At 72.9% G+C, this 20,881-nt stretch carries 12 protein-coding genes and 1 other RNA gene; 4 read left to right on the top strand and 9 right to left on the bottom strand.

The window, feature by feature from the left end:
- Positions 1-270 precede the first annotated feature (270 nt).
- Positions 271-3,903 (top strand): bifunctional glycosyltransferase/CDP-glycerol:glycerophosphate glycerophosphotransferase, encoded by a 3,633-nt coding sequence (locus O4U47_RS16135; RefSeq protein ID WP_270678685.1) that lies wholly within the window; start codon positions 271-273, stop codon positions 3,901-3,903.
- A 12-nt stretch (positions 3,904-3,915) separates the two neighbouring features.
- Here the strand turns inward: O4U47_RS16135 and O4U47_RS16130 are convergent, their stop codons facing one another.
- A complete protein-coding gene (locus O4U47_RS16130) occupies positions 3,916-5,922 on the bottom strand; it encodes a glycosyltransferase (protein WP_270678684.1) in 2,007 nt (668 codons plus the stop codon).
- Positions 5,923-6,081: 159 nt separating this feature from the next.
- On the opposite strand from O4U47_RS16130, the gene O4U47_RS16125 reads away from it, so the two are divergent.
- The 3 genes from O4U47_RS16125 (at position 6,082) to O4U47_RS16115 (ending at position 7,968) form a co-directional block, all read left to right on the top strand.
- The gene (locus O4U47_RS16125) at positions 6,082-6,393 is read left to right on the top strand and encodes a hypothetical protein (RefSeq protein ID WP_270678683.1); all 312 of its coding nucleotides are present in this window, start codon (positions 6,082-6,084) and stop codon (positions 6,391-6,393) included.
- Between the two features lie 76 nt (positions 6,394-6,469).
- Positions 6,470-6,772, top strand: coding sequence for a hypothetical protein (locus O4U47_RS16120; protein WP_270678682.1), 303 nt, complete (start codon positions 6,470-6,472; stop codon positions 6,770-6,772).
- 332 nt (positions 6,773-7,104) lie between these two features.
- Entirely contained in the window at positions 7,105-7,968 is an 864-nt protein-coding gene (locus O4U47_RS16115; protein WP_270678681.1) for a S1 family peptidase, read from the top strand.
- 204 nt (positions 7,969-8,172) lie between these two features.
- Here the strand turns inward: O4U47_RS16115 and ssrA are convergent.
- The 8 genes from ssrA to O4U47_RS16075 all read right to left on the bottom strand — a co-directional run bounded on the left by ssrA (position 8,173) and on the right by O4U47_RS16075 (position 20,838).
- Positions 8,173-8,546: a transfer-messenger RNA gene (gene ssrA / locus O4U47_RS16110) on the bottom strand.
- Positions 8,547-8,990: 444 nt separating this feature from the next.
- Positions 8,991-11,060: a penicillin-binding transpeptidase domain-containing protein gene (locus O4U47_RS16105; protein WP_270678680.1), complete on the bottom strand. Its 2,070-nt coding sequence runs from the start codon at positions 11,058-11,060 to the stop codon at positions 8,991-8,993.
- A 14-nt stretch (positions 11,061-11,074) separates the two neighbouring features.
- On the bottom strand, positions 11,075-11,548 hold the full coding sequence (gene smpB, locus O4U47_RS16100) for an SsrA-binding protein SmpB (RefSeq protein WP_270678679.1): 474 nt from the start codon (positions 11,546-11,548) through the stop codon (positions 11,075-11,077).
- Positions 11,549-11,594: 46 nt separating this feature from the next.
- Positions 11,595-12,503 (bottom strand): permease-like cell division protein FtsX, encoded by a 909-nt coding sequence (ftsX, locus tag O4U47_RS16095; protein ID WP_270678678.1) that lies wholly within the window; start codon positions 12,501-12,503, stop codon positions 11,595-11,597.
- A gap of 57 nt (positions 12,504-12,560) precedes the next feature.
- Complete coding sequence (gene ftsE, locus O4U47_RS16090; RefSeq protein WP_017626461.1) at positions 12,561-13,250, bottom strand: cell division ATP-binding protein FtsE; 690 nt, start codon at positions 13,248-13,250, stop codon at positions 12,561-12,563.
- 337 nt (positions 13,251-13,587) lie between these two features.
- The gene (gene prfB / locus O4U47_RS16085) at positions 13,588-14,700 is read right to left on the bottom strand and encodes a peptide chain release factor 2 (protein ID WP_270678677.1); all 1,113 of its coding nucleotides are present in this window, start codon (positions 14,698-14,700) and stop codon (positions 13,588-13,590) included.
- A gap of 75 nt (positions 14,701-14,775) precedes the next feature.
- On the bottom strand, positions 14,776-19,641 hold the full coding sequence (locus O4U47_RS16080; RefSeq protein WP_270678676.1) for an NAD-glutamate dehydrogenase: 4,866 nt from the start codon (positions 19,639-19,641) through the stop codon (positions 14,776-14,778).
- Positions 19,642-20,067: 426 nt separating this feature from the next.
- Positions 20,068-20,838 carry an HAD family hydrolase gene (locus O4U47_RS16075; protein WP_270678675.1) on the bottom strand — a complete coding sequence of 257 codons (771 nt, stop codon included), beginning with the start codon at positions 20,836-20,838 and terminating at the stop codon, positions 20,068-20,070.
- Positions 20,839-20,881 lie beyond the last annotated feature (43 nt).

Below are 20,881 nucleotides of genomic sequence, written 5' to 3'. Positions count from 1 at the left end.
CTGACCCGCAGGTAGGGCCGCCGACCTCCGTCGTCGCCGCCATCCACCCCGCACCGCAGAGGCCCGCCGCCCGGCCATGGCCCGTCAGCGGGGAACCAGCCGAGCCGCCTCTGCCCCGATGGCCGACATCACGGGCGCCCGGGTGCCGGGCGGGGCGATCATGCCGGAAATGCGTGTCATACACCTCGGAAAATGACTCTGCGTAGTTGCATAGATACTCTATGGACACGTTGTGTCCGGTTCGCCGGAACGGCTCCGATTGGACTGCGCATGCCCGTCCTCAGCGTGATCGTCCCCGTGTACAACGTCGAGAGGTACCTCGGCGCCTGCCTCGACTCGCTCCGCGGGCAGACGCTCGGCGACCTGGAGATCGTCGTCGTCGACGACGGCTCCCCCGACGACAGCGCCCGCATCGCCGCCGAGCACGCCGAACGGGACCCGCGGGTTCGGATCGTCCGCCAGGACAACGCCGGGCTCGGCGCGGCACGCAACACCGGGGTGCGCCACGCCGACGGCGACTTCCTCGCCTTCGTCGACAGCGACGACGCCATCCCCCCGTACGCCTTCGGCGCCATGGTCGCCGGGCTCCAGGAGAGCGGATCGGACTTCGCCACCGGCAACGTCCACCGCTACAACGAGCTCGGCAGCAGCCAGTCCCCCATGCACCGCCGCATTTTCCGGCACGCCGCCGTCGGCACCCACGTCACCCGGCGGGAGAACCTGCTGACCGACCGGCTGGCCACCAACAAGGTGTGGCGGCGCGACTTCTGGGACCGCCACGGCCTCGCCTTCCCCGAGGGCGTCCTCTACGAGGACATCAGCGTCGCCATCCCCGCGCACTTCCTGGCCTCGGGGGTGGACGTGCACACCGCCCCCGTCTACCTGTGGCGCGAGCGCCCCGGCGACGACCCGTCCATCACCCAGGACCGCCTGCACCCCAAGGGCCTGCGCGACCGGTACCGGGCGGTGCGCGCCACCGCCGACTTCCTGGCCGGGCACGGCCGCCCCGAGGACCGGCTGCGCTGGGACGCCATCGCCCTCGGCAGCGACCTGCGCATCTTCCTGCAGCTCCTCGGCGACGCCGACGACGCCTTCCGCGCCCTCTTCTGCGACCTGGCCGGGGAGTACATGCGGCGCGGCCACCCGCGCACGCTCACCCGCCTGCCCGCCTTCGAGCGCCTCAAATGGCACCTGGTGCGCCGCCGCGACATCGACCGGCTGCTGCACGTCCTGGCGTTCGAGAGGGACGGCGGTCGCCGCCGGGTCCGGGCCGTCCGGCACGGCCTGCGGTTCTACGGCGACTACCCCTTCAAGGACGACCGCCGCGCCCGCGTCCCCCGGCGGATCTACCGGCTCGACGACGAGCTGGTGCTGCGGCAGAAGGCCGAGCGGGTCGCCTGGGAGGACGGGCGGCTCGTGGTCGAGGGCCGGGTCTGCCTGAAGCACCTGCGGCCCAACCGCCGCTACCAGCAGTTCGTGCGGGCGCACGCGGTCGACGCGGCCACCGGGAGGCGGACCCGCCTGCCGGTGGAGTCCCTGCGCGCCGCCGAGTACACCGCCGGGCCCGACGACGCCGGGGCGCGCCACGACTGGGGCGGCTACCGCGTCACCGTGGACCCGCGCGCTCTGGCCGCGGGGCGGTCCCCGGGGACGGGCGAGTGGTGGATCGAGCTGACCGTGCTCAACCGGGGCATCACCCGCACGGCCGCGCTCGCCCACCCCGTGGCGGGGGCGCCGTGCCGCCCCGAGACGGCCGAGGTCGGCCCCGGCCTCACGGCCCGCCCGGTGTGGGTCGGCGGGCTGCGGCTGCTCGTGAGCGACGGGTCCGCCGCGGTCACCGGGCACACGCTCCACGATGGCGACCTGGTGCTGGAGGGCGTGCTGGCCGACCCGCCGCCCGGGGCCGCCCTCCGGCTGCGCCGACTGCCCGGAGACCGCACCCTGGAGGTGCCGTTGGACGTCGGCGCGGACGGGCGCTTCCGGTGCCCGGTCCCGGTGGACACGCTGGCCGACGGGTTCGAGGAGCGAAGGCGCGCCTCCGGGGGACCGGCGGTCGGTGAACGCTGGGAGATCCGCGCGGTCGGGTCCGCCGGGGACACCGGGACCGCCGGGAGCGACGTCTCCGGCGGACCCCGCGCGCTCACGCTCGCCGGGGGCGAGGCCCACCCGCATCTCTACGGCGACCACTGCCTCGCCGTAGAGGAAGACCGGCGCGGCAGCGCGCTCATCCACGTGTCGGTCCCCCGGCCGCGTCTGGAGGCGGCGCACTGGGACGGGCGCGTGCTGGTGCTGCAGGGCACCCTTCCCGGCGGCCGCGACTCCGCCGACGACCGCTCGCTGGTCATCAAGGCCAAGGGGCGGCATGAGGAGGTCGCCTTCCCCATGGCCATGGACGGGGAGGCGTTCGAGGCGCGCATCCCGGTCGACGCGGTGCCCCGCATGGCGGGCACGCTTCCCCTGGCGTCCGGCTCCTATCGGCTGTTCATGAAGGCCGGCGGCGACGGCGCCCACGACGGCCCGGCCGCGCGCCTCATCCCGGTCCAGACGACTCCCGGCCTGCTGGCGGGGCTGCCCGCCGCGCACGACGCCCCGGAGTGCCCGGCGGTCCTCGACGCCGCCGACCGCACCGATCCGGTGCTGACCGTCGGCCCGGCCCTGCTCCCCGAGGAGCGCGGCTCCCGGGCGCAGAAGCGCCTGCGCGAGGAGGTCTACCCGGGACTCCGGGGGCTGCGGGTGCGGTCCCAGGTCTACTTCGAGAGCTACTCGGGCAAGCAGTACTCCGACAGCCCGCGCGTGATCTCCGAGGAGCTGCGCCGCAGAGGGGCGGCCGCGCCGTCGCTGTGGCTGGTCCGGGACCGCCAGGTGCGCACGCCACAGGAGCTCCGCCCGGTCCCGCACGCGAGCCGGGAGTACTTCGAGGCGCTGGCGACCTCGGAAGTGATCGTCACCAACGCGCACCTCCCGCGATGGTTCGACAAGCGCGAGGGGCAGCGGGTCGTCCAGACCTGGCACGGGTCGATGCTCAAGCGGATCGGGTTCGACATCGAGAACGTCCGGTTCGCCTCGCACGACGCCTCGTACCACGAGCGCCTCGCCCGCGAGGTGCGGCAGTGGGACTACCTGGTCTCGCCCAGCCCGTGGGCCACGCCCATCCTGCGCCGGGCCTTCCGGTTCGAGGGGACGGTGCTGGAGACCGGGTACCCGCGCAACGACATCTTCCACTCGCCCGAGCGCGAGGAGACCGCGCGCGCGGTGCGCAGGCGGCTGGGGCTTCCCGAGGGGAAGAAGGTGGTGCTGTACGCGCCGACGTGGCGGGACGACAAGTTCTACTCGCCCGGCAAGTACAAGCTGGACCTGCGGCTGGACATGGAGCGGATGCGCGAGGCGCTGGGCGGGGAGCACGTGCTGCTGGTGCGGCGCCACCCCAACATCGTCGACCGGGTGCCGGGCGCGGGCGACGGCTTCGTCCGGGACGTGTCGGCCTACCCGGAGGTGCAGGAGCTGTTCCTGGTGGCGGACGTCCTGGTGACCGACTACTCGTCGCTGATGTTCGACTTCGCCAACACCGGGCGCCCGATGCTCTTCTACACCTACGACCTGGAGGAGTACCGGGACCGGCTGCGCGGCTTCTACTTCGACTTCGAGGAGGTCGCGCCGGGGCCGCTGATCAAGGACCAGGAGGGGCTGGTGGAGGCGGTCCGCGCCGCCGACGCGGTGCGGCTGGACCACCGGGACCGGTACGAGGCGTTCGTAGAGCGGTTCTGCCCCCTGGACGACGGCAAGGCGGCGGCGCGGGTGGTGGACGCGGTCTTCGGCCCCGGCGGAGGCGGTGGGACGGTCTCGGCCCCCGCCCCGAGGCGGGCCGCGGACGCCCCGGAAGGCGCGGACACCGGGGACCGCTGACGGGCACGGCCGTCACGGGGCCGGGACGACCTTCACCGCGAGGCGGTCGGCGCTGGAGAAGTACACCCGCACCGTGTACCTCCGCTGCTTGAGCAGTCCCAACGGGCCCAGCAGTCCCAGCGGGCCCGTCTGGGCCCCCGGTCGGCGCGGGCCCGGGACGACCGCCTCCGGGTGGGTGAAGACCGGGGTCGTCCGCAGCACATCGGTGTCCAGGCGGCACAGTCCCGTACGCTCGGCGCCCTCCCCAGGGATCAGCCACAGGTCCCAGACGGGCTCCCCGTCCCCGAAGCGGGACGCGAACGCGCACGCGGGCAGGGTCGCGCGGAACCCGGAGCCGCCGGTCGGCTCCGCCGGGGCGGACACCTCGCACACACCGCTGCCCCTGCGCAGCGCCTCCACCCGCGCCCCCGCGCCGGGCTCGGCGCCCCAGAGATCCCCCTGGAGGGTGATCGCCCCGTCCCCCGTGCGCACGGACCGGACCTCGGCATGGACCGTCCGCACACGGCTGCGCACCGCCGGGGACCCGTCGTCGGCCACATACGGCAGCAGCGCCCGCAGCCCCGGCGCCTCCCGGGACAGCCGCGGCGCCGCCAGGTAGCCCGCGGTGTCGCAGCCCCCGTCGGCGACCGCCGCCTCGACACCGTCGGGGCCGCGCACCGCCACCGTCCACTCCCCTTCACCGGGGCCCTCCTGCCGGGGGACGAGGGCCGTCCCGCCGTCCACCGGGAACACGGCCGCCCCGGCCGCGCCCGCCGCGCCGGTGCGCGGACGCAGGACCACCTCCGCCCCCTCCGGGGCCCCCTCCAGGGAGATCCGCACATCGCCCGAGCCGTCCTCAACGGACAGGCGGCCGCGCACCGACCGCGCACCGCGCCACCGGGCCGCCTCCTCCAGCACCGCCTCGAAGCGGTCGGCGCTGGGGCCCTCGCCGAACCGCTCGGCCCCGGCCCGCGCCGCCCCGCCCATCTCCGCGCGGGCGCGCGGGTCGCCCAACAGCGCCCGCAGCGCGTCGGCGGTCGCCCCGGCGTCCCCGGGCGGCACCAGCAGCCCCTCCTTGCCGGAGGTCATGATGTTGCGCGGCCCGTGGTCGCAGTCGGCGCTCACCACCGGCAGGCCGATCGACATGGCCTCCACCAGCACGTTGCCGAACGGCTCCCGTTTGGAGGGCAGCACGAACACCGCCCCCTTGGCCAGCTCCCAGGGCAGCCGCTCGGTGGGGCCCATAAGGTGGGCCCGCTCGTACACCCCGCGCTCCTCGATCACGGACCGGATGCGCCGCGCGTCGGGGCCGCCCCCGTAGATGCGCAGCCCCCATTCGGGGAACTCCCCGCTCACCCGGGCGAACGCCTCCGCGAGCACGTCGAAGCCCTTGTGCGGCTTGAGCACGCCGCCGGTGACGACCAGCGGGGCCCCGCCCGCGCTCAGGCCGCCCCCGCCCGCGGGGGGCACGCAGTTGGGCACCACCGGCATGTAGTGCCCGCCGCCGGAGTCGGCCTGTGTGCGCTCCGCGGTCTCCGGGGTGAGCACGGTGACGGCGTCCATGGAGCGGTAGGCCGCGTACACCTCGCGCTTCAGGTCGGGCGCGTAGGCCCAGGGGTGGGAGTGCTCCTGGGCCAGGCGCAGGTGGTCCCCGCCCTCGGCGCGCGCCAGGACCACGGTGATCTTCGGGTTGGAGCTGACGACGGCGTCGGCGTCGGTCTCGGCCAGGTAGCGCAGCAGGCGCAGCTCGGTCAGGCGGCTCACCTTCGGGGGCGCCTGACCGGGGTCGCCGGGGTAGACCTTCGGCCGCTGCGCCGCGAGCGGGTCCTCGGCGTCGCCGGTGGGCGACTCGGGGCGCACGTCGGTCAGGTTCACCACCCGCACGCGCGGGTCGAGCGGGAACGTGGACGCGGTCCGGGCCCGGCGCAGGGCCACCACCTCCACGTCGTGCCGCGCCGCGAGCGCCCCCGCCATGTTGTGCACGGCGCTGACCACACCCCCGATGTGGTCGCGGTCCACGATCAGAAAAGCGATCTTCACGGTGCCCCTCCCCCTGGGTGCTCACCCGCCACCATCTCCCCAGGTGGGGCCGCCCGCCACGACCGGTCCGGCGTGTCGCGGCCGCGGCTACGGTTCAGTAACGCTACCCAGGGTGACAATGGCAGTGGAGTCAAGGCATTCCGAGCGTGAGGAGGCGCCATGGCCAAGAAGAAGAACGCGCGTTCCCGTACGGCGCCGCCGCCCGCCGAGACGGCCGAGAGCGAGCAGCTCTCGCGCCTGGCCGAAGCCCTCGCCAAGTACGGCGTGGGCACGCGGGTGATCCGCAGGGAGCCGCCGGTGCTGAGAGTGAGCAACCCCGAGTCCGAGTACGCCGTCGAGGACGTGGGCTGCGAGCGCCGCGAGCACGGCCACGCCTTCCTCGCGTCGTTCGGCGTCCACCTGGGCACCAGCGAGAGCATCCCGCTGACCGCCCGGAAGGTCGCCTGGCTCGTGGGCGCCACGGACGCGTGACCGGAGGGTTCCGGCCGGTTCCGGCGGTGCCGGACCGCGCGGTGTCCGCCCGGCGCCCGCCGGGCATGACCGGGGAATGGGGGACACGGCGCGGTCCGACGACGGGCACCACCTCCTGATCGGGGGACGCCGGTGGCGCGCCTCGGACCCGGAGCTGCCCGAGGAGGTCCGCCGCCGCCTGGTGCACCACCTGATGGGCGCGCGGCGCGCCGTCGGCGCGGCACGCCGCGCGGGCGACCGGGAGGGTGAGCGGCAGGCCCGCGCCCGGGTGCACACGGCCAAGACGGGCCTGGGCGAGCGCGGCGCCCCGTGGTGGGAACAGCCGCTCCCCGATCGGCGCGCCCGCTGGGAGCGGGCCCTGCGCGCTCTGGACACCTGAGGACCGCCCCGGGCCGCCGCCCGCACCGGGGCCTCAGGCCGGATGATCGGCGAGTGGGCGTTCGCCATGCTGCCGATGCGGGGGATCGACCTCATGTCCGTTCCCCCCCGGCCTCCGGTGACGCCTCACGACACGAAAGAGCCCCCGCGTCCGGGTGTCCCCAGAGAGACCTACCACTTTCGGAGCTTTGGAGCGGTCCCATCGGAGGATTACAGCGCCCCTGGGCATCGGCTGTAATCGCGCCATCTGCCGGACGGCGTACGGGGGTGGGCACGATCTCTGACCGAACGGGACACCGGAACGGTCCGCAGCGGAAGTGGGGCCGGATCCTCTTGAAGACCGCGGCGCTGCTCCTGGTGCCGGTCCTGCTCTATGCCGGAGCGTTGGCCTGGGAGCTGGCCCGGCCCGACCCCGGCAGGATCCCGGGAAGTGGGCCCGCGTCGACCGACACGTACCCGTGGGTGGTGGCCGTCGGCTTCCCCGAAGAATCCCCGGACACCCCCTCTCACAAGGGCTGCGCGGGCACGCTCGTCGCTCCGAAGGCCGTCGTGACCGCCGGGCACTGCCTCTTGGGGAGCACCCCGGAGCAGGTCACGGTCACCGCGGGCCGCACCGACCTCCGCACGGACGACGGGCACACCAGGAACGCCGCCGCGTTCTGGATCGAGCCGGGCTACGCCGAGGCACCGCGGCAGTCCTTCCTGGGCGGCGTGTTCGGACAGCGGCGGCAGGAGGCGGCGGACCTCGCTCTGATCCTCCTCGAGGAGGAGATGCCCGGAGAGCCTCTCCCCTTGGCCTCACCGTCGGACCCGCCCTCAGGAAACGACACCGGGGCACGCCTACTCGGCTGGCGCGTCTCGCCCCAGGACGAACCCGTCCTCTGGCAGGCGCCGACCACCGTCGCACCCGACCGGGAGTGCCTGCGGCGTGCTCGCGAGAGCACCAAGGTCCTCCCGCCGACCCTGCACGGCGTCACCTACGACACCCACGACTACCTGTGCGCCGGCACGGAGCGGCCGCTCACCGTCCGGGCGAGCGACAGCGGTGCGCCCCTGGTCTCCGGCGGCCGCCTGGTCGGCGTGGTCGCCTGGGCTCCGGGAAGCGGCCCCGACGTCCCCGACTACTTCGCCCGCATCGCCCCCCTCAGCAAGGAGATCACCGAGCGCATCCAGGCCTTCAGCCACCGGGGCGGGTAGGACGCACGGGATCGCCCGGCCCGGTCGTACCACCGGGCAGGCCTCCGAAGGTGCACCGCCGTTCACCGGAGGATGCGTCCCGCACGTGCGCGGTGGCCTCTCCGTCGGTACCGGTCGGGCGGGCGGTGACGCGCGCGTGCCGCGCAGCACGCAAAAGAGCCCCCGACCGTGCGAATTTCATCGCAGGTCGGAGGCTCTTTCACTGGGTGGAGGTGGCGGGAATCGAACCCGCGTCCTTCAGCACCGCACCAGGGCTTCTCCGGGCGCAGTCCATGCTGTCGTTCTGCTCGGCTCCAGCGCTACCACGGACAGTTCGCTGACGAGCCCAGCCACGAAGGTGTCCCGCCGGGGCCCCGTGGCCTGATCCCGGCGGTGAGTCCTCTTAACGATGCCGGACACTGGGCCGAGGACGGGCCCAGGCCGACAGAGTCGCTATCGCTTAGGCGGCGAGAGCGAACTCAGTGCGCTGAGAATTGGCACTTGATATTTAATGCGAATGCAGGATTAACGAGGTCACAAACGCAACCCTCGGCCCGCTTCCCCTGAAACGATCACCGAAGTCGAAACCGATCACCCCCTGTGGAGTTGTCAACGGGTCCGCGGACCCGCGCACGGGGACCGGGGTCCCCCGGGGCGCCCGCGTGCGGCTCCCGGGCGGGTCACCGCCCGACGCCGTCCGCTGCGTCCCTGCGTTCCAACGCTACCGGTACAACGCATGAGACGCCAAGCCGATTCCCGCCGGGGCCCGAACGAGCCTCGAACGGGGGCCTCGAACAGGGCCCGAACACGCAGAAACCCTCGCGGGCGCGGACGGGATCCATCAACGCGGCCCGCGAGGGCGGCCGGCAGGGTCGGGCCGGCCTTCCTGCGGCAGAGCCACCCCCGAGATGCGGCCCTGCCTCTTGGACTGGTTCACGCAACCCCCCATTACGTCGCCCAGTCACCAGGAAGGACGCAGCCCGGACCGCGCAGGGTTGCCCCGTTCGTCGACTTTGCCGGGATTTTCCTGGCCGGTGGGCCGGTCAGCCGCCGATGGGCTGCTCGCCCTCGGCCTGTCCGGCCGGGCCCCCGGCGCCCCCGGTACCTTCGGCGCCCTCGGTGCCCTCGGCGCCCTCGCCGGCGGCGCCGGGTCCCTTCTCCTCGGTGGCGGCGGCGGCCTCCGTGTCGGGCTCCTCGTACTCCGCCTCCACGTACCCCTGCGGCAGCGCCTGCAGGAACGTGTTCCCCGCCACCAGCGCGTACTGGTCCCACACCTGCTGCGGGTCCACCTCGGCCACCGCGGCGAACGCCACGTTGCCCTGGTAGCCGACGAACCACTGCACGACCGTCGCGTCCCCGCCGATGGACTGCTCCACCTGGGACACCTGCCCGTGCACCGGCACCGTCCCGAGGTTGGCCGGCGCCGCCTGGCCCTGCTCGACCGTGGTGCGCATCATCTGCCGGAGGCCCTCGGCCGTCGCGCCGTCCAGCTCCCGCTCGGTCCCCGAACCGTCCGCCAGGTCGTCGTCGGCGCCCACCGCCAGGCGCGGCGCGTGCCACGTCCCGTCGGCCACCGCGCCCGCCGCCAGCGCCATGCCCAGCGGGCTCACGGTGACGTTCTGGGCGCCGGTCATCGCCCCCGCCGTGGCGGCCGCGCCGCCGTCGCCGGACACCTGCCCGGTGTAGGCCGGCACGGACAGCTGCCAGTCCGCGCCGATCCCGAAGTCGGCCGCGGTGCGGCGCAGCTCCTCGTCGCCGACGTCCTCGGCCAGGGAGGCCAGGGCCGACGTGCACCCGTTGGCGAAGGCGCTCTCCAGGGTCTGGGGCTGGGCCCACACCCCGTTCTCGCTCTCGTTGCCGAACGTCTCGCCGCCCACGTCCGCGGTCTGCTCGCAGGCCAGCCCGCCGTCGACGGTGGCCGTGCCGCTGCGCAGCGCCGCGGCCGCGGACACGATGCCGAACGCGCCGCCCGGCCGGTACTCCGCGCTCAGCGCGCCGTCGTTGTCGAAGGAGTTCGGGGTGCCCGCCGCCGCCAGCACCTCGCCGGTGCGGGTGTCCACCGCCGCCAGGTGGGCGCGGCCCGGCATGGCGTCCAGCGCGTCCTGGGCGGCCTGCTGGGCGGTGAGGTCCAGGGTGGTGGTCAGGGCGCCGCTGGCGGCCCCGGGCCACTCCTTCAGCACGCCCGTCTCCTGGCCCTCGGTGTCGAGGGTGACGACCTGGGTGGTGGCGGTCCCGGCCAGGGTGTGCTGGAAGACGTTCTGCAGGCCGCTCAGCCCGATCGTGTCGCCCGCCTGGTAGGTGCTGGCGACCCGGGAGGAGATGTTGTGCTCGGCCGTCCCGGCGACCTCGCCGACGACCGGGCGGGCGGCGCGCGGGCTCAGCGGCATGCGCTGGTCGCGGGTCTGGACCCCGGCGATCCCGCGCGCCTTGGACAGCACGCCCTTGTCGACGTCCTTGGTCCGCATCAGCACCAGCGGCTGGAACTCCTCGGGCGGGGCGGAGCGCACCCGGTCCACCATGGGACCGGGGTCCTCGTCCAGCAGCTCGGCGAGTTCGCCGATGCCCGAGCCGTCCTCCTCCAGCTCGGCCGGGACCACCCCGAAGGCGGTCACCGCTGCCTCGCCGACCAGCGGCTCCCCGGCGCGGTCGAACACCCGCCCGCGGTCGGGGACGTCGTAGCTGACCGCCAGCCGCTCCCCCGACCCCAGGTCGGGGTGGATGACCGAGGGGTCCCAGACGATCCGCCAGCCGCCGCCGCCGCGGACCAGCTCCATGCGGCCGGTGTACTTCCACACCGGGTCGCCGATGCCCAGGTCGGCCTGGGCCTCGAAGGCGGCGGTCGCGCCGTCCCCCTCCAGCTCGACCGGCCCCAGGCCGAACCGCACCCCCGCCAGGTCGAGCTGGTCGTGGGCGCTCTCCAGGGCGGCGGCCACCTCTTCGGGGTCGCCGTCGGTCTGGCGGGCGGCGGCCTCGTACTCCCCGGCCTGCCAGTCGAGCAGGAAGGTCCGGACCGCCACGTCCGGGTAGGGCTGGGGGGCGCAGGCGGCGAGCGCGGCCGCGGCGGCCAGGCCCGTGCCTGCGCTGAGGTACCGGCGGAAGTGACGGGGGGACACCCTGGCTTGTCCTTTCACCTCGCCTTGCGGCGGCGGCTCAGGGCGCGCTCGATGTCGCGCTGAGCCTCCCGCGCGGCGATGTCCTGGCGTTTGTCGTGGCTCCGCTTACCGCGCGCCAGGGCCAGTTCGACCTTGGCCTTGCCCTCGCTGAAGTACAGCGACAGCGGGACGAGCGTGCGCCCCGGCTCCTGCGTCTTGCCGATGAGCCGGGAGATCTCGGCGCGGTGCAGCAGAAGCTTACGCGGTCGCCGGGCGGCGTGGTTGGTCCAGGTCCCGTGCGCGTACTGGGGGATGTGCACGTTCTCCAGCCACACCTCGCCGTCCTTGACGTGCGCGAAGCCGTCGGTGAGCGTGGCGCGCCCGGCCCGCAGCGACTTCACCTCGGTGCCGGTGAGCACCAGCCCCGCCTCATAGGTGTCGTCGATGTGGTAGTCGTGCCGGGCACGGCGGTTCTGCGCGATGACCTTGCGGCCCTTCTCGCGGGGCACTGGACGTCTCCTCTTTCTCCGTCGGGCCCGTGGGGTGGGCTCGTGGCTACACCCGCAGGTAGCGCCGCAGCGTCAGGAACGACGAGACGGTGCACAGCAGGATGCCCAGCACCATCGAGAGCCCGATGACGTAGGCCAGCGCGCCCGCGCCCAGCGAGACGTCGAAGGCGAACCACGACTGGATGCGGTCCAGCAGCAGGAAGCGCGCGGCCACGATGAACCCGGAGGCGATGACGCCGCCGATGAGGCCGGAGATCGCGCCTTCGAGCAGGAACGGGAGCTGGATGTAGAAGTTGGAGGCACCCACCAGGCGCATGATGCCGGTCTCCCGGCGGCGGCTGTAGGCCGACAGCCGGATGGTGTTGCCGATCAGCAGCGCGGCGGCGGCCAGCTGCACGAAGGAGACCACCAGCGCGGCCCACTTGAGCCCGTCGAGCAGCTCGAAGAACTGGTCGAGCACCTGCTGGTCGTTGTGGACCGAGTCGACGCCCGGACGCCCCTGCACCGTCTGCACGACGGCGTCGAACTTGTTCGGGTCCTCGAGCTGCACCCGGAAGTTGTCCGGGATGTCGCCCTCCTGCGCGGCCTCGGTGAGCGCCTGGTTCTCCGAGAAGCGGTCCTGGAACTCCTGCCAGGCCTCGGCGGCGGTCACGTACTCCACGCTGCTGACCTCGGGCAGCGCCTCCAGGTCGGCCTGGATCGCCTCGCGGTCCTCCTTGGTCGCCGGCCCGCTGTCCTGGCAGACCTCTGAGGGGGAGACCTCGGTGCACATGTACACCGTGACCGAGACGCGCTCGTCCCAGAACTGGCGCATGTGCGAGACCTGCTGCTGGACCAGCAGGCCGCTGCCGAACAGGGCGAGGGAGATGGCCACCGTGACGATGACGGCGATGGTCATCGTGAGGTTACGGCGCAGGCCGATCCACATCTCGGAAAGTACGAATTGTGCGCGCATGAGTGCTAAAGGTCCATCCTTGAGGGCTTCGGCAAGGCCGACGTCGGGGGCCGGGCGTCAGTAGGCCTGGCCGTAGACGCCGCGCGTCTGGTCCCGGACGACCACGCCTTCTTCGAGCTCGATGACGCGCTTGCGCATCGAGTCGACGATCGCGGCGTCGTGCGTCGCCATGACGACCGTCGTTCCGGTCCGGTTGATCCGGTCGAGCACCTTCATGATGCCGATGGAGGTGGCCGGGTCGATGTTCCCGGTCGGCTCGTCGGCCAGCAGGATCTGCGGCCGGTTGACGAACGCGCGGGCGATCGCCACACGCTGCTGCTCGCCGCCGGAGAGCTCCTCGGGCATCCGGTCGGCCTTGCCTTCCAGGCCCACCAGCTCGACGACCTCGGGCACCACCTTGCGGATGAACCGCCGCGGCTTGCCGATGACCTCCAGGGCGAAGGCCACGTTCTCGAAGACGTTCTTGTTCGGCAGCAGGCGGAAGTCCTGGAACACGCAGCCGATCCGGCGCCGCAGGTGCGGGACCTTCCAGTTGGACAGGCGCGCCAGGTCCTTGCCCGCCACGTGGACCCTGCCCTTGCTGGGCTTCTCCTCCTTGAGGACAAGCCGGAGGAACGTCGACTTACCCGACCCCGAGGGGCCGACGAGGAAGACGAACTCGCCTTTGTCGACGTCGATGGACACGCTGTCGAGAGCGGGCCGCTTCTGGGTCGTGTAGACCTTGGTGACGTTATCGAAGTGGATCACAGGAGCATCACAAGGTTCTCGGAGATCGGGGCACCCGGGCGGAGGACGTGGTTCCGCTCAGGGAGGGTCCGGCCGCCCGGCCGGCACAAGGTACCGGCCTGCGGGGCCAAACGACAGTGTAGAGGCGAACGCAACCCGGAATGTCCTTGATCGACACGGGCCGGGGCGGTGCCGGGCGCACCGTCGGGCGCGCCGGCCTCCGCCGCCTCACACCGAGACAGCAGATCCGAGCATATCGGAACTGTCAACCACTCATAACGGTCGCATATCAAGCGGCGCGCGGGGCCGACACCGGCGCCGTCGGCCCGCTAACGCCTCGGATCCCTGCGGCTCCGCGCTAGCCGTCCTTCTCCTGGCTGCGCATCCACCGGATCTCGGCGTCGATGAAGGGGTCGATGTCACCCTCCAGCACCCCGCCGGTGTTGCCGGTCTCCATGCCGGTGCGGGTGTCCTTGACGCTCTGGTAGGGGTGCAGCACGTAGTTGCGGATCTGCGTGCCCCAGCTGCTCGTGCCCTCGCCGCGCAGCTCCTGCAGCTCGGCGGCCTCCTCCTGGCGCTTGCGCTCCAGCAGCTTGGCCTGGAGCATGCCCATCGCGGTGGCCTTGTTCTGCAGCTGCGAGCGCTCGTTCTGGCAGGCCGCCACCACGCCGGTGGGCAGGTGGGTGATGCGCACCGCCGAGTCGGTGGTGTTCACGCCCTGGCCGCCCGGGCCCGAGGAGCGGTAGACGTCGATCCTCAGCTCGCTCTCGTCGATCTCCACGTGGTCGCTCTGCTCGACGACCGGGACCACGTCCACCCCGGCGAAGGAGGTCTGGCGCCGGTTCTGGTTGTCGAACGGGGAGATGCGCACCAGCCGGTGGGTGCCGTGCTCGCCGCGGAGCGTGCCGTAGGCGTAGGACGCCTTCACCGCGAAGGTGGTCGACTTGATGCCGGCCTCCTCGGCGTAGGAGGTCTCGTACACGTCGGTGGAGTAGCCGTGCTGCTCGGCCCAGCGCAGGTACATGCGCTGGAGCATCTGCGTCCAGTCGGCCGCGTCGACGCCGCCGGCCTGGGCGTTGATGGTCACCAGCGCCTCGCGCTCGTCGTAGGGGCCGTTGAGCAGCGTGCGCACCTCCAGCTCGCCGATGTCGGCGCGCAGCGCCTCCAGCTCGCGGTCGGCCTCGGCGCGGGCGTCGGCGTCCCCCTCGGCGTCGGCCAGCTCGAACAGGACGCCGGCGTCCTCCAGGCGCTGGCGGATCGCGCCGACCTTGTTGACGATGGACTCCAGGTTGGCCAGCTTGCGGGTCACCGCCTGGGCGTGCGCCTGGTCGTTCCACAGCTCCGGGTCGGCAGACTGCTCGCGCAGCTCGGCGATCTCGGTGTTCTTGGCGTCCAGGTCGAGGACGGCTTCGACGCTCGCCATCGTGGACGCGAGTTCCTTGAGCTTCTCTGCGGGGTCTAGGTCTGCCACGGTCACAAGTCTAGGGCGTGACACCAAAGGCCCGCGCGCGGCGATGCCGCGCGCGGGCCCCTGCCTAGCCGGCGCTCACTCGGCGGCCAGGGAGCGGATGGAGCGCAGCGCCACCGACAGCGTCGCCAGGTCGAAGCGCTCGGTCTCCCAGATCTCCGACATGGTGCGCCCGGCGAGCTCGACCGATTCGGCGTTCTTGTCGGCCCACTGCTCGGCCAGCCGCTCCGCCGACTCCCCGGACGCGCCGGACAGCAGCACGTCCCGGGTCAGCTCGGCGTGCGTGGCGTACAGGTCGTCGCGGACGGCCGAGCGCGCCATGGTCGCCCAGCGGTCGTCGCGCGGCAGGGCGATGATGCGCTCGCGCAGCCGGGAGATCTGCAGCCGGTCGGCCAGGTGGAAGTAGACCTCGGCCACCTCGCGCACCGGGCGCCCGGTCCGGTCGGCGACCTCCACCAGGTCGAAGGCCGAGTAGGCGGGCACCATCCCGGCGACGCGCTCGGCCAGCTCCGGCGGCACCCCGCGGCCCTTGAGGGCGTCGCGGCGCTCCCGGAAGGCGACCAGGTCGCGCCCCTGCAGCAGCTCGGGCAGCTGCGGCACGATCACCGACGCCCCCTCGGCGAAGAACGCGATCTCCTCGCCCAGGTCGAACCGGTTGGGCCGGTTGCGCAGCATCCAGCGCGCGCAGCGCTCGGTGAGCTTGCGCGCCTCCAGCATCATCTGCAGCTGGGTGTCGACGTCGATGACGTGGTCCAGCTCCTCCGCCGCGCTCCAGAAGTCCCGGAGCCCGAAGACGTCCACGGCCACCAGGTAGGCGCGGGCGATGTCGTCGGCGGAGGCGCCCAGCTCCTCGTCCATGCGGAAGGCGAAGGTGGACCCCGACCAGTTGACCATGTCGTTCACCACCTGGTTGGTGATGATCTGGCGGGCCAGCGGGTGGTCGGGCATGGCGTCGGCGTAGCGCTCCCGCAGCGGCGTGGGGAAGTACTCCACCAGGGTCCGGCGCAGGTAGGGGTCGCCGGGCAGGTCGGACTCGCTGATCCGGTCCTTCAGGGCGATCTTGGTGTAGGCGATCAGCACCGCGAACTCGGGGGAGGTCAGCCCCTGCCCGGCCGAGCGCCGCGCCGCGATCGCCTTGTCGTCGGGCAGGAACTCCAGCTTGCGGTCGAGCCCGGCGTCGCGCTCCAGCCACCGCATGTACCGCGAGTGCACGTGCAGCATCGAGGTGGTCTGCTTGCGGGCGGCCGCCAGCACCACGTTCTGCGCGTAGTTGTCGTCCAGGACCAGGTCGGCGACCTCGTCGGTCATCTCCATGAACAGGCGGTCGCGCTCGGCGGCCGGCAGCCGCCCGGCGCGCACCTCCCGGTCCAGCATGATCTTGATGTTCACCTCGTGGTCGGAGGTGTCCACGCCGCCGGAGTTGTCGATGAAGTCGGTGTTCACCCGGCCCCCGGCCAGGGCGAACTCGATCCGGCCGAGCTGGGTCAGGCCCAGGTTGCCGCCCTCGCCGACCACCTTGCAGCGCAGGTCGGCGCCGTTGACCCGGACCGGGTCGTTGGCCTTGTCGCCGACCTGGGCGTCGGTCTCGGCGGCCGCCTTGACGTAGGTGCCGATGCCGCCGTTCCACAGCAGGTCGACCGGCGCGGTGAGGATGTGCCGGATCAGCTCGAAAGGCGTGAGGGCCTGCACGTCGCCGCGGATGCCGAGGGCCTGCTTGACCTGCGGGGTCAGCGGGATCGACTTGACGTTGCGCGGGTGCACCCCGCCGCCCGCGGAGATGAGCGAGGTGTCGTAGTCGGCCCAGGAGCTGCGGGGCAGGGCGAACAGGCGCTCCCGCTCGGCGTAGGACCGCTCGGCGTCGGGGTCGGGGTCGATGAAGATGTGCCGGTGGTCGAAGGCGGCGACCAGGCGGGTGTGCCGGGACAGCAGCATGCCGTTGCCGAACACGTCGCCGGACATGTCGCCGACGCCGACCGCGGTGAAGTCCTCGCTCTGGACGTCCAGCCCCGCCTCGCGGAAGTGGTACTTGACCGACTCCCAGGCGCCGCGGGCGGTGATGCCCATGGCCTTGTGGTCGTAGCCCACCGACCCGCCGGAGGCGAAGGCGTCGCCGAGCCAGAAGCCGCGCTCCTTGGCGATGGCGTTGGCGGTGTCGGAGAAGGTCGCGGTGCCCTTGTCGGCCGCCACCACCAGGTAGGTGTCGTCGCCGTCGTGGCGCACCACGTCCTGCGGGTGCGTCACCGCGCCGTCGACGAGGTTGTCGGTGACGTCCAGCAGGCCGCGGATGAACTGCCGGTAGCACTCCACGACCTCGGCCATGACGGTGTCGCGGTCGCCGGAGGGCAGCCGCTTGCACACGAACCCGCCCTTGGCGCCGCTGGGCACGATCACCGAGTTCTTCACCATCTGCGCCTTGACCAGGCCCAGGATCTCGGTGCGGAAGTCCTCGGGCCGGTCCGACCAGCGCAGGCCGCCGCGGGCCACCGAGCCGAAGCGCAGGTGCACGCCCTCCACGCGCGGGGAGTAGACGAACATCTCGAAGCGCGGGCGCGGCTCGGGCAGGTCGGGGATGGCCTGCGGCTCCAGCTTGTAGACGAGGTAGGGCTTGTGGGCCCCGTCCTCGCCGGTCTGGAAGTAGTTGGTGCGCAGGGTGGCGTCGATGCAGGCCAGGAAGGCGCGCAGGATGCGGTCGTGGTCGAGGCTGGCGACCTGGTCCAGCTCGCCGCGGATCTCCTCGGCGATGGCCTCGGTGCGCTCGGCCCGGCCGGAGGAGTGGCGCGGGTCGAACCGCGACTCGAACAGCCGCACCAGCAGCTCGGCCAGGTGCGTGTTGGCGGCCAGCACCCCGGCCATGTAGTCGGCGGTGAAGGTGGTGCCGGTCTGGCGCAGGTACTTGGCGTAGGCGCGCAGGATGGTCAGCTGGCGCCAGTCCAGGCCGGCGCTGACGACCAGGGTGTTGAACCGGTCGGACTCGCCGCGCCCCTCCCACAGGGCGCTGAAGGCGTCCTCGAAGAGGAACTTGAACCGGTTGTCGGGCACCTTGGAGGAGGCCTCCATGGGGGCCAGCCCGAAGTCGTAGATCCAGGCGCGCCCCTCGCCGCCGCGGGAGGAGTCGGAGGCGGCGATGCCGTAGGGGCGCTCGTCGACGACCTCCACGCCCATGTTCTCCAGCAGCGGCAGCACCTTGGACAGCGACACCGGGGCTCCGCGGCGGTAGAGCTTGAGGTGCCAGGAGCCGGAGTCGGGGTCCTTGCGGTGGAGGTTGACCGCGAACCCGCCGTCGGCCAGGTCGCGCAGGCGGGACAGGTCGTCCACGGCGGTGCGCGGGTCGGTGTCGACCTTGTACCCCTCGGGCAGGGCGTCGCCCAGCCCGCGCACGGCCCGCATGCCCTCGTCGGCGCCGTAGCGGGCCTTGAGCTCGGCCTGCAGGTCGTCGTCCCAGGAGCGGGTGGCCGCGACGACGCGCCGCTCCAGGGCGGCGTGGTCGAGCTCGGGCAGGGCGCGGCCGCGCTCGGCGCGCACCACCAGGTAGAGGCGGGCCAGGGAGGAGGAGCCGACCATGACGCTGTGGTCCATGGCCGCGCCCTGGAAGGCGTCGTTGAGGACGTCCTGGATGTCCAGGCGGACCTGGGTGTTGTACCGGTCGCGCGGCATGTACACCAGGCAGGACATGTACCGGCCGTAGGGGTCGCGGCGCAGGAACAGCTTGGCGCCGGGGCGCTCGCGCAGCCGCAGCACGCCCATGACCACGTCGTACAGGTCGTCGACCGGGGTCTGGAAGAGCTCCTCTCGGGGGAAGCCCTCCAGGATCTCGACGAGGTCCTTGCCGTCGTAGCTCTCGGGGTCGAACCCGGCGCGGTCGAGCACCTCGGCCTGCTTGCGGCGCAGCAGGGGGATCTGCCGGATGCTCGTGGTGGCGGCCTCGTGGGTGTACAGGCCCAGGAAGCGGCGCTCGCCGACGATGCGGCCCTGGTCGTCGAAGCGCTTGACGCCGACGTAGTCCAGGTACTTGGGGCGGTGCACGGTGGCCCGGGAGTTGGCCTTGGTGAGCACCAGGGCGTGCGGCTCGCGGGCCTTGGCGCGCACGGCGGCGGGCAGGGAGGCGAAGCTGCTGGAGGCGGGGGCGTCCATGCGCAGGATGCCCAGGCCGGTCCCGGCGCGCGGGCCGAGGGCGTCGTTGCCCTCCTCGTCGGCGGCCAGGTCGTACTCCCGGTAGCCCATGAAGTGGAAGTTGCCGTCGGCGACCCAGCGCAGGAACGCCTCGCTCTCGGCGGCCTCGGAGGCGTCGACGCCGCCGGCGCGCATCGCGGCGGCGGAGGCGGCCAGCTCGTCGGCGAGGGCGGCGGCGCGGGCGCGCATCTTGGCCTTGTCCTCGGCCACGCCGCGCACGTCCCCCAGCACCCGCTCCAGGTCGGAGGCGATCTGCTTGAGCACGGTGGGGTCGCTCTGGCGCTCGACCTCGATGTGCATCCAGGACTCGGCGAGCGGCTCCAGGCCCTCCCCCGTGTCCTCGGGCTCCACCTCGCGCAGGTGCCCGGCCAGGTCGCGGGCCACGCTGAGCTGGGGGTGGACGACCAGGCGCACGGCGATGCCCTGGCGGTTCAGCTCCATGGTGACCGAGTCGACGAGGAAGGGGGCGTCGTCGGTGACGACCTCCACCACGGTGCGGTCCAGGTCCCACCCGTCGTCGCCGGAGGCGGGGTTGAACACGCGCACCTTGGCGCGGCCCTGGGGCCGCTCCTGGGCGAACCGGTAGTGGGCCAGGGCGGGGGCGCACACGCCCGCGGGGGTGCGCTCCTTGAGCTCCTGGGGGTCGACGTGGCGGTAGTACAGGCGCAGGAACCGCTCGATCCCGTCCGGATCGGCGGCCCCGGTGTCAGGGGACCATTGCGCGGCCGCGTCGTGGACCAGTCGGTCCTGAACGGCGTCGGTCTGCCCGGGCATGTTCGATCTCACTCCCTTGTGAGCCGTCGGGGGTCCATCATCGGGTGATGTGACTTGTGAACTTCTGTGAAGGTCGGCGCGCCACCGCCGCCCCGCGGACGGACCGCGGGGCGGCCGCGTCCCGTTCGGGAACCTGTGCGCACAGGTGGCGGCTGCCAGGGCCGGACGCCGTTGTCCGGCCGTCGCCTCGGGAACAGGCTACTCCGTTTCACACGGCACAACCCTTACCAACACCGACCAACGTCGTTAACAGCACGTTTCCGCCATCAAGGCCCCGATCGGTGATCGGCGGGCGATCCGTACCGAGGCACACCAGCGACGCTACGCGGGCGGGGGCGGCGCGGCCAGCCCCGGGGGGCGGGCTGTCCCAAGTCGGCCCCGAGCACCGGATCGCGGTGCGGGGCCGGGGAACCGCGCCCTTCCTTCCTACCCGATCCCGGCGCCGGGAAGGGCCGTCACGCGGCGGACGGCGCCGACGACCGCCTGGGCGTCGGTGAGGTCCTGCAGCACCTCGTCGGCCCCTGCGGCGCGCAGCTGGGACTCGGTGGCCGAGCCGCTGAGCACGCCGATCGGGGAGGCGCGGCCGATCACCGCGGCCTCCACGTCGCGCAGCGAGTCGGTGATGTAGACGGTGGAGCGCTCGGGGAACTCCGCGCCGCGGGCCTCGGCGGCGCGCATGCGGGTGAACTGGATGAGGCTGGCCTTGGGGTAGCCCTCGGAGCCGAAGCCGCCCAGCGCCAGGTCCAGGTGGCCGTCCAGGCCGAAGGCCTGCAGCTTGGCGACGGCGTTGGGCTTGATGGTGCCAGTGACCACGGTCTGCACGGTGTCCTCCAGCGCGCCCACGGCGGCCAGCGCCTCGGCGGCCCCGGCGGCGGCGCGGGCCCGCACCGGGAGCTGGTCGCGGCGGCGGGCGAAGCCGTCGGCCAGGGCCTGCACGAACTCGGCCAGGGGCTCCTCACCGGGTTCGATGTCCACGTCGTTGCGGGCGAAGAACTCGAAGAAGACCTCCGAGTCGGTGCGCCCGGCCGTGGAGGCCAGGTAGACCAGCGGCACGCCCGTGGCACGCTCGAACGCCTCCGCGTAGGCGGCGCGCGTGACCTGCGCTGCGTCGACGAGCGTGGGGTCGACGTTCCACAACACGAGGCGGCTGATGGCAGTCTCCTTGAAGGCGAAGGGGCGGGGACCGACGCCCTCCATATTGCCGCAAGGCCGGAACCGGCGGCCTCCCGGCGGCGTCCCA

Source organism: Nocardiopsis suaedae, assembly GCF_027706745.1.
In the GTDB taxonomy this organism is placed as follows: domain Bacteria; phylum Actinomycetota; class Actinomycetes; order Streptosporangiales; family Streptosporangiaceae; genus Nocardiopsis_A; species Nocardiopsis_A suaedae.
Note: the sequence above shows the minus strand (reverse complement) of the source record. Positions and strands in the feature narration are given on the sequence as shown.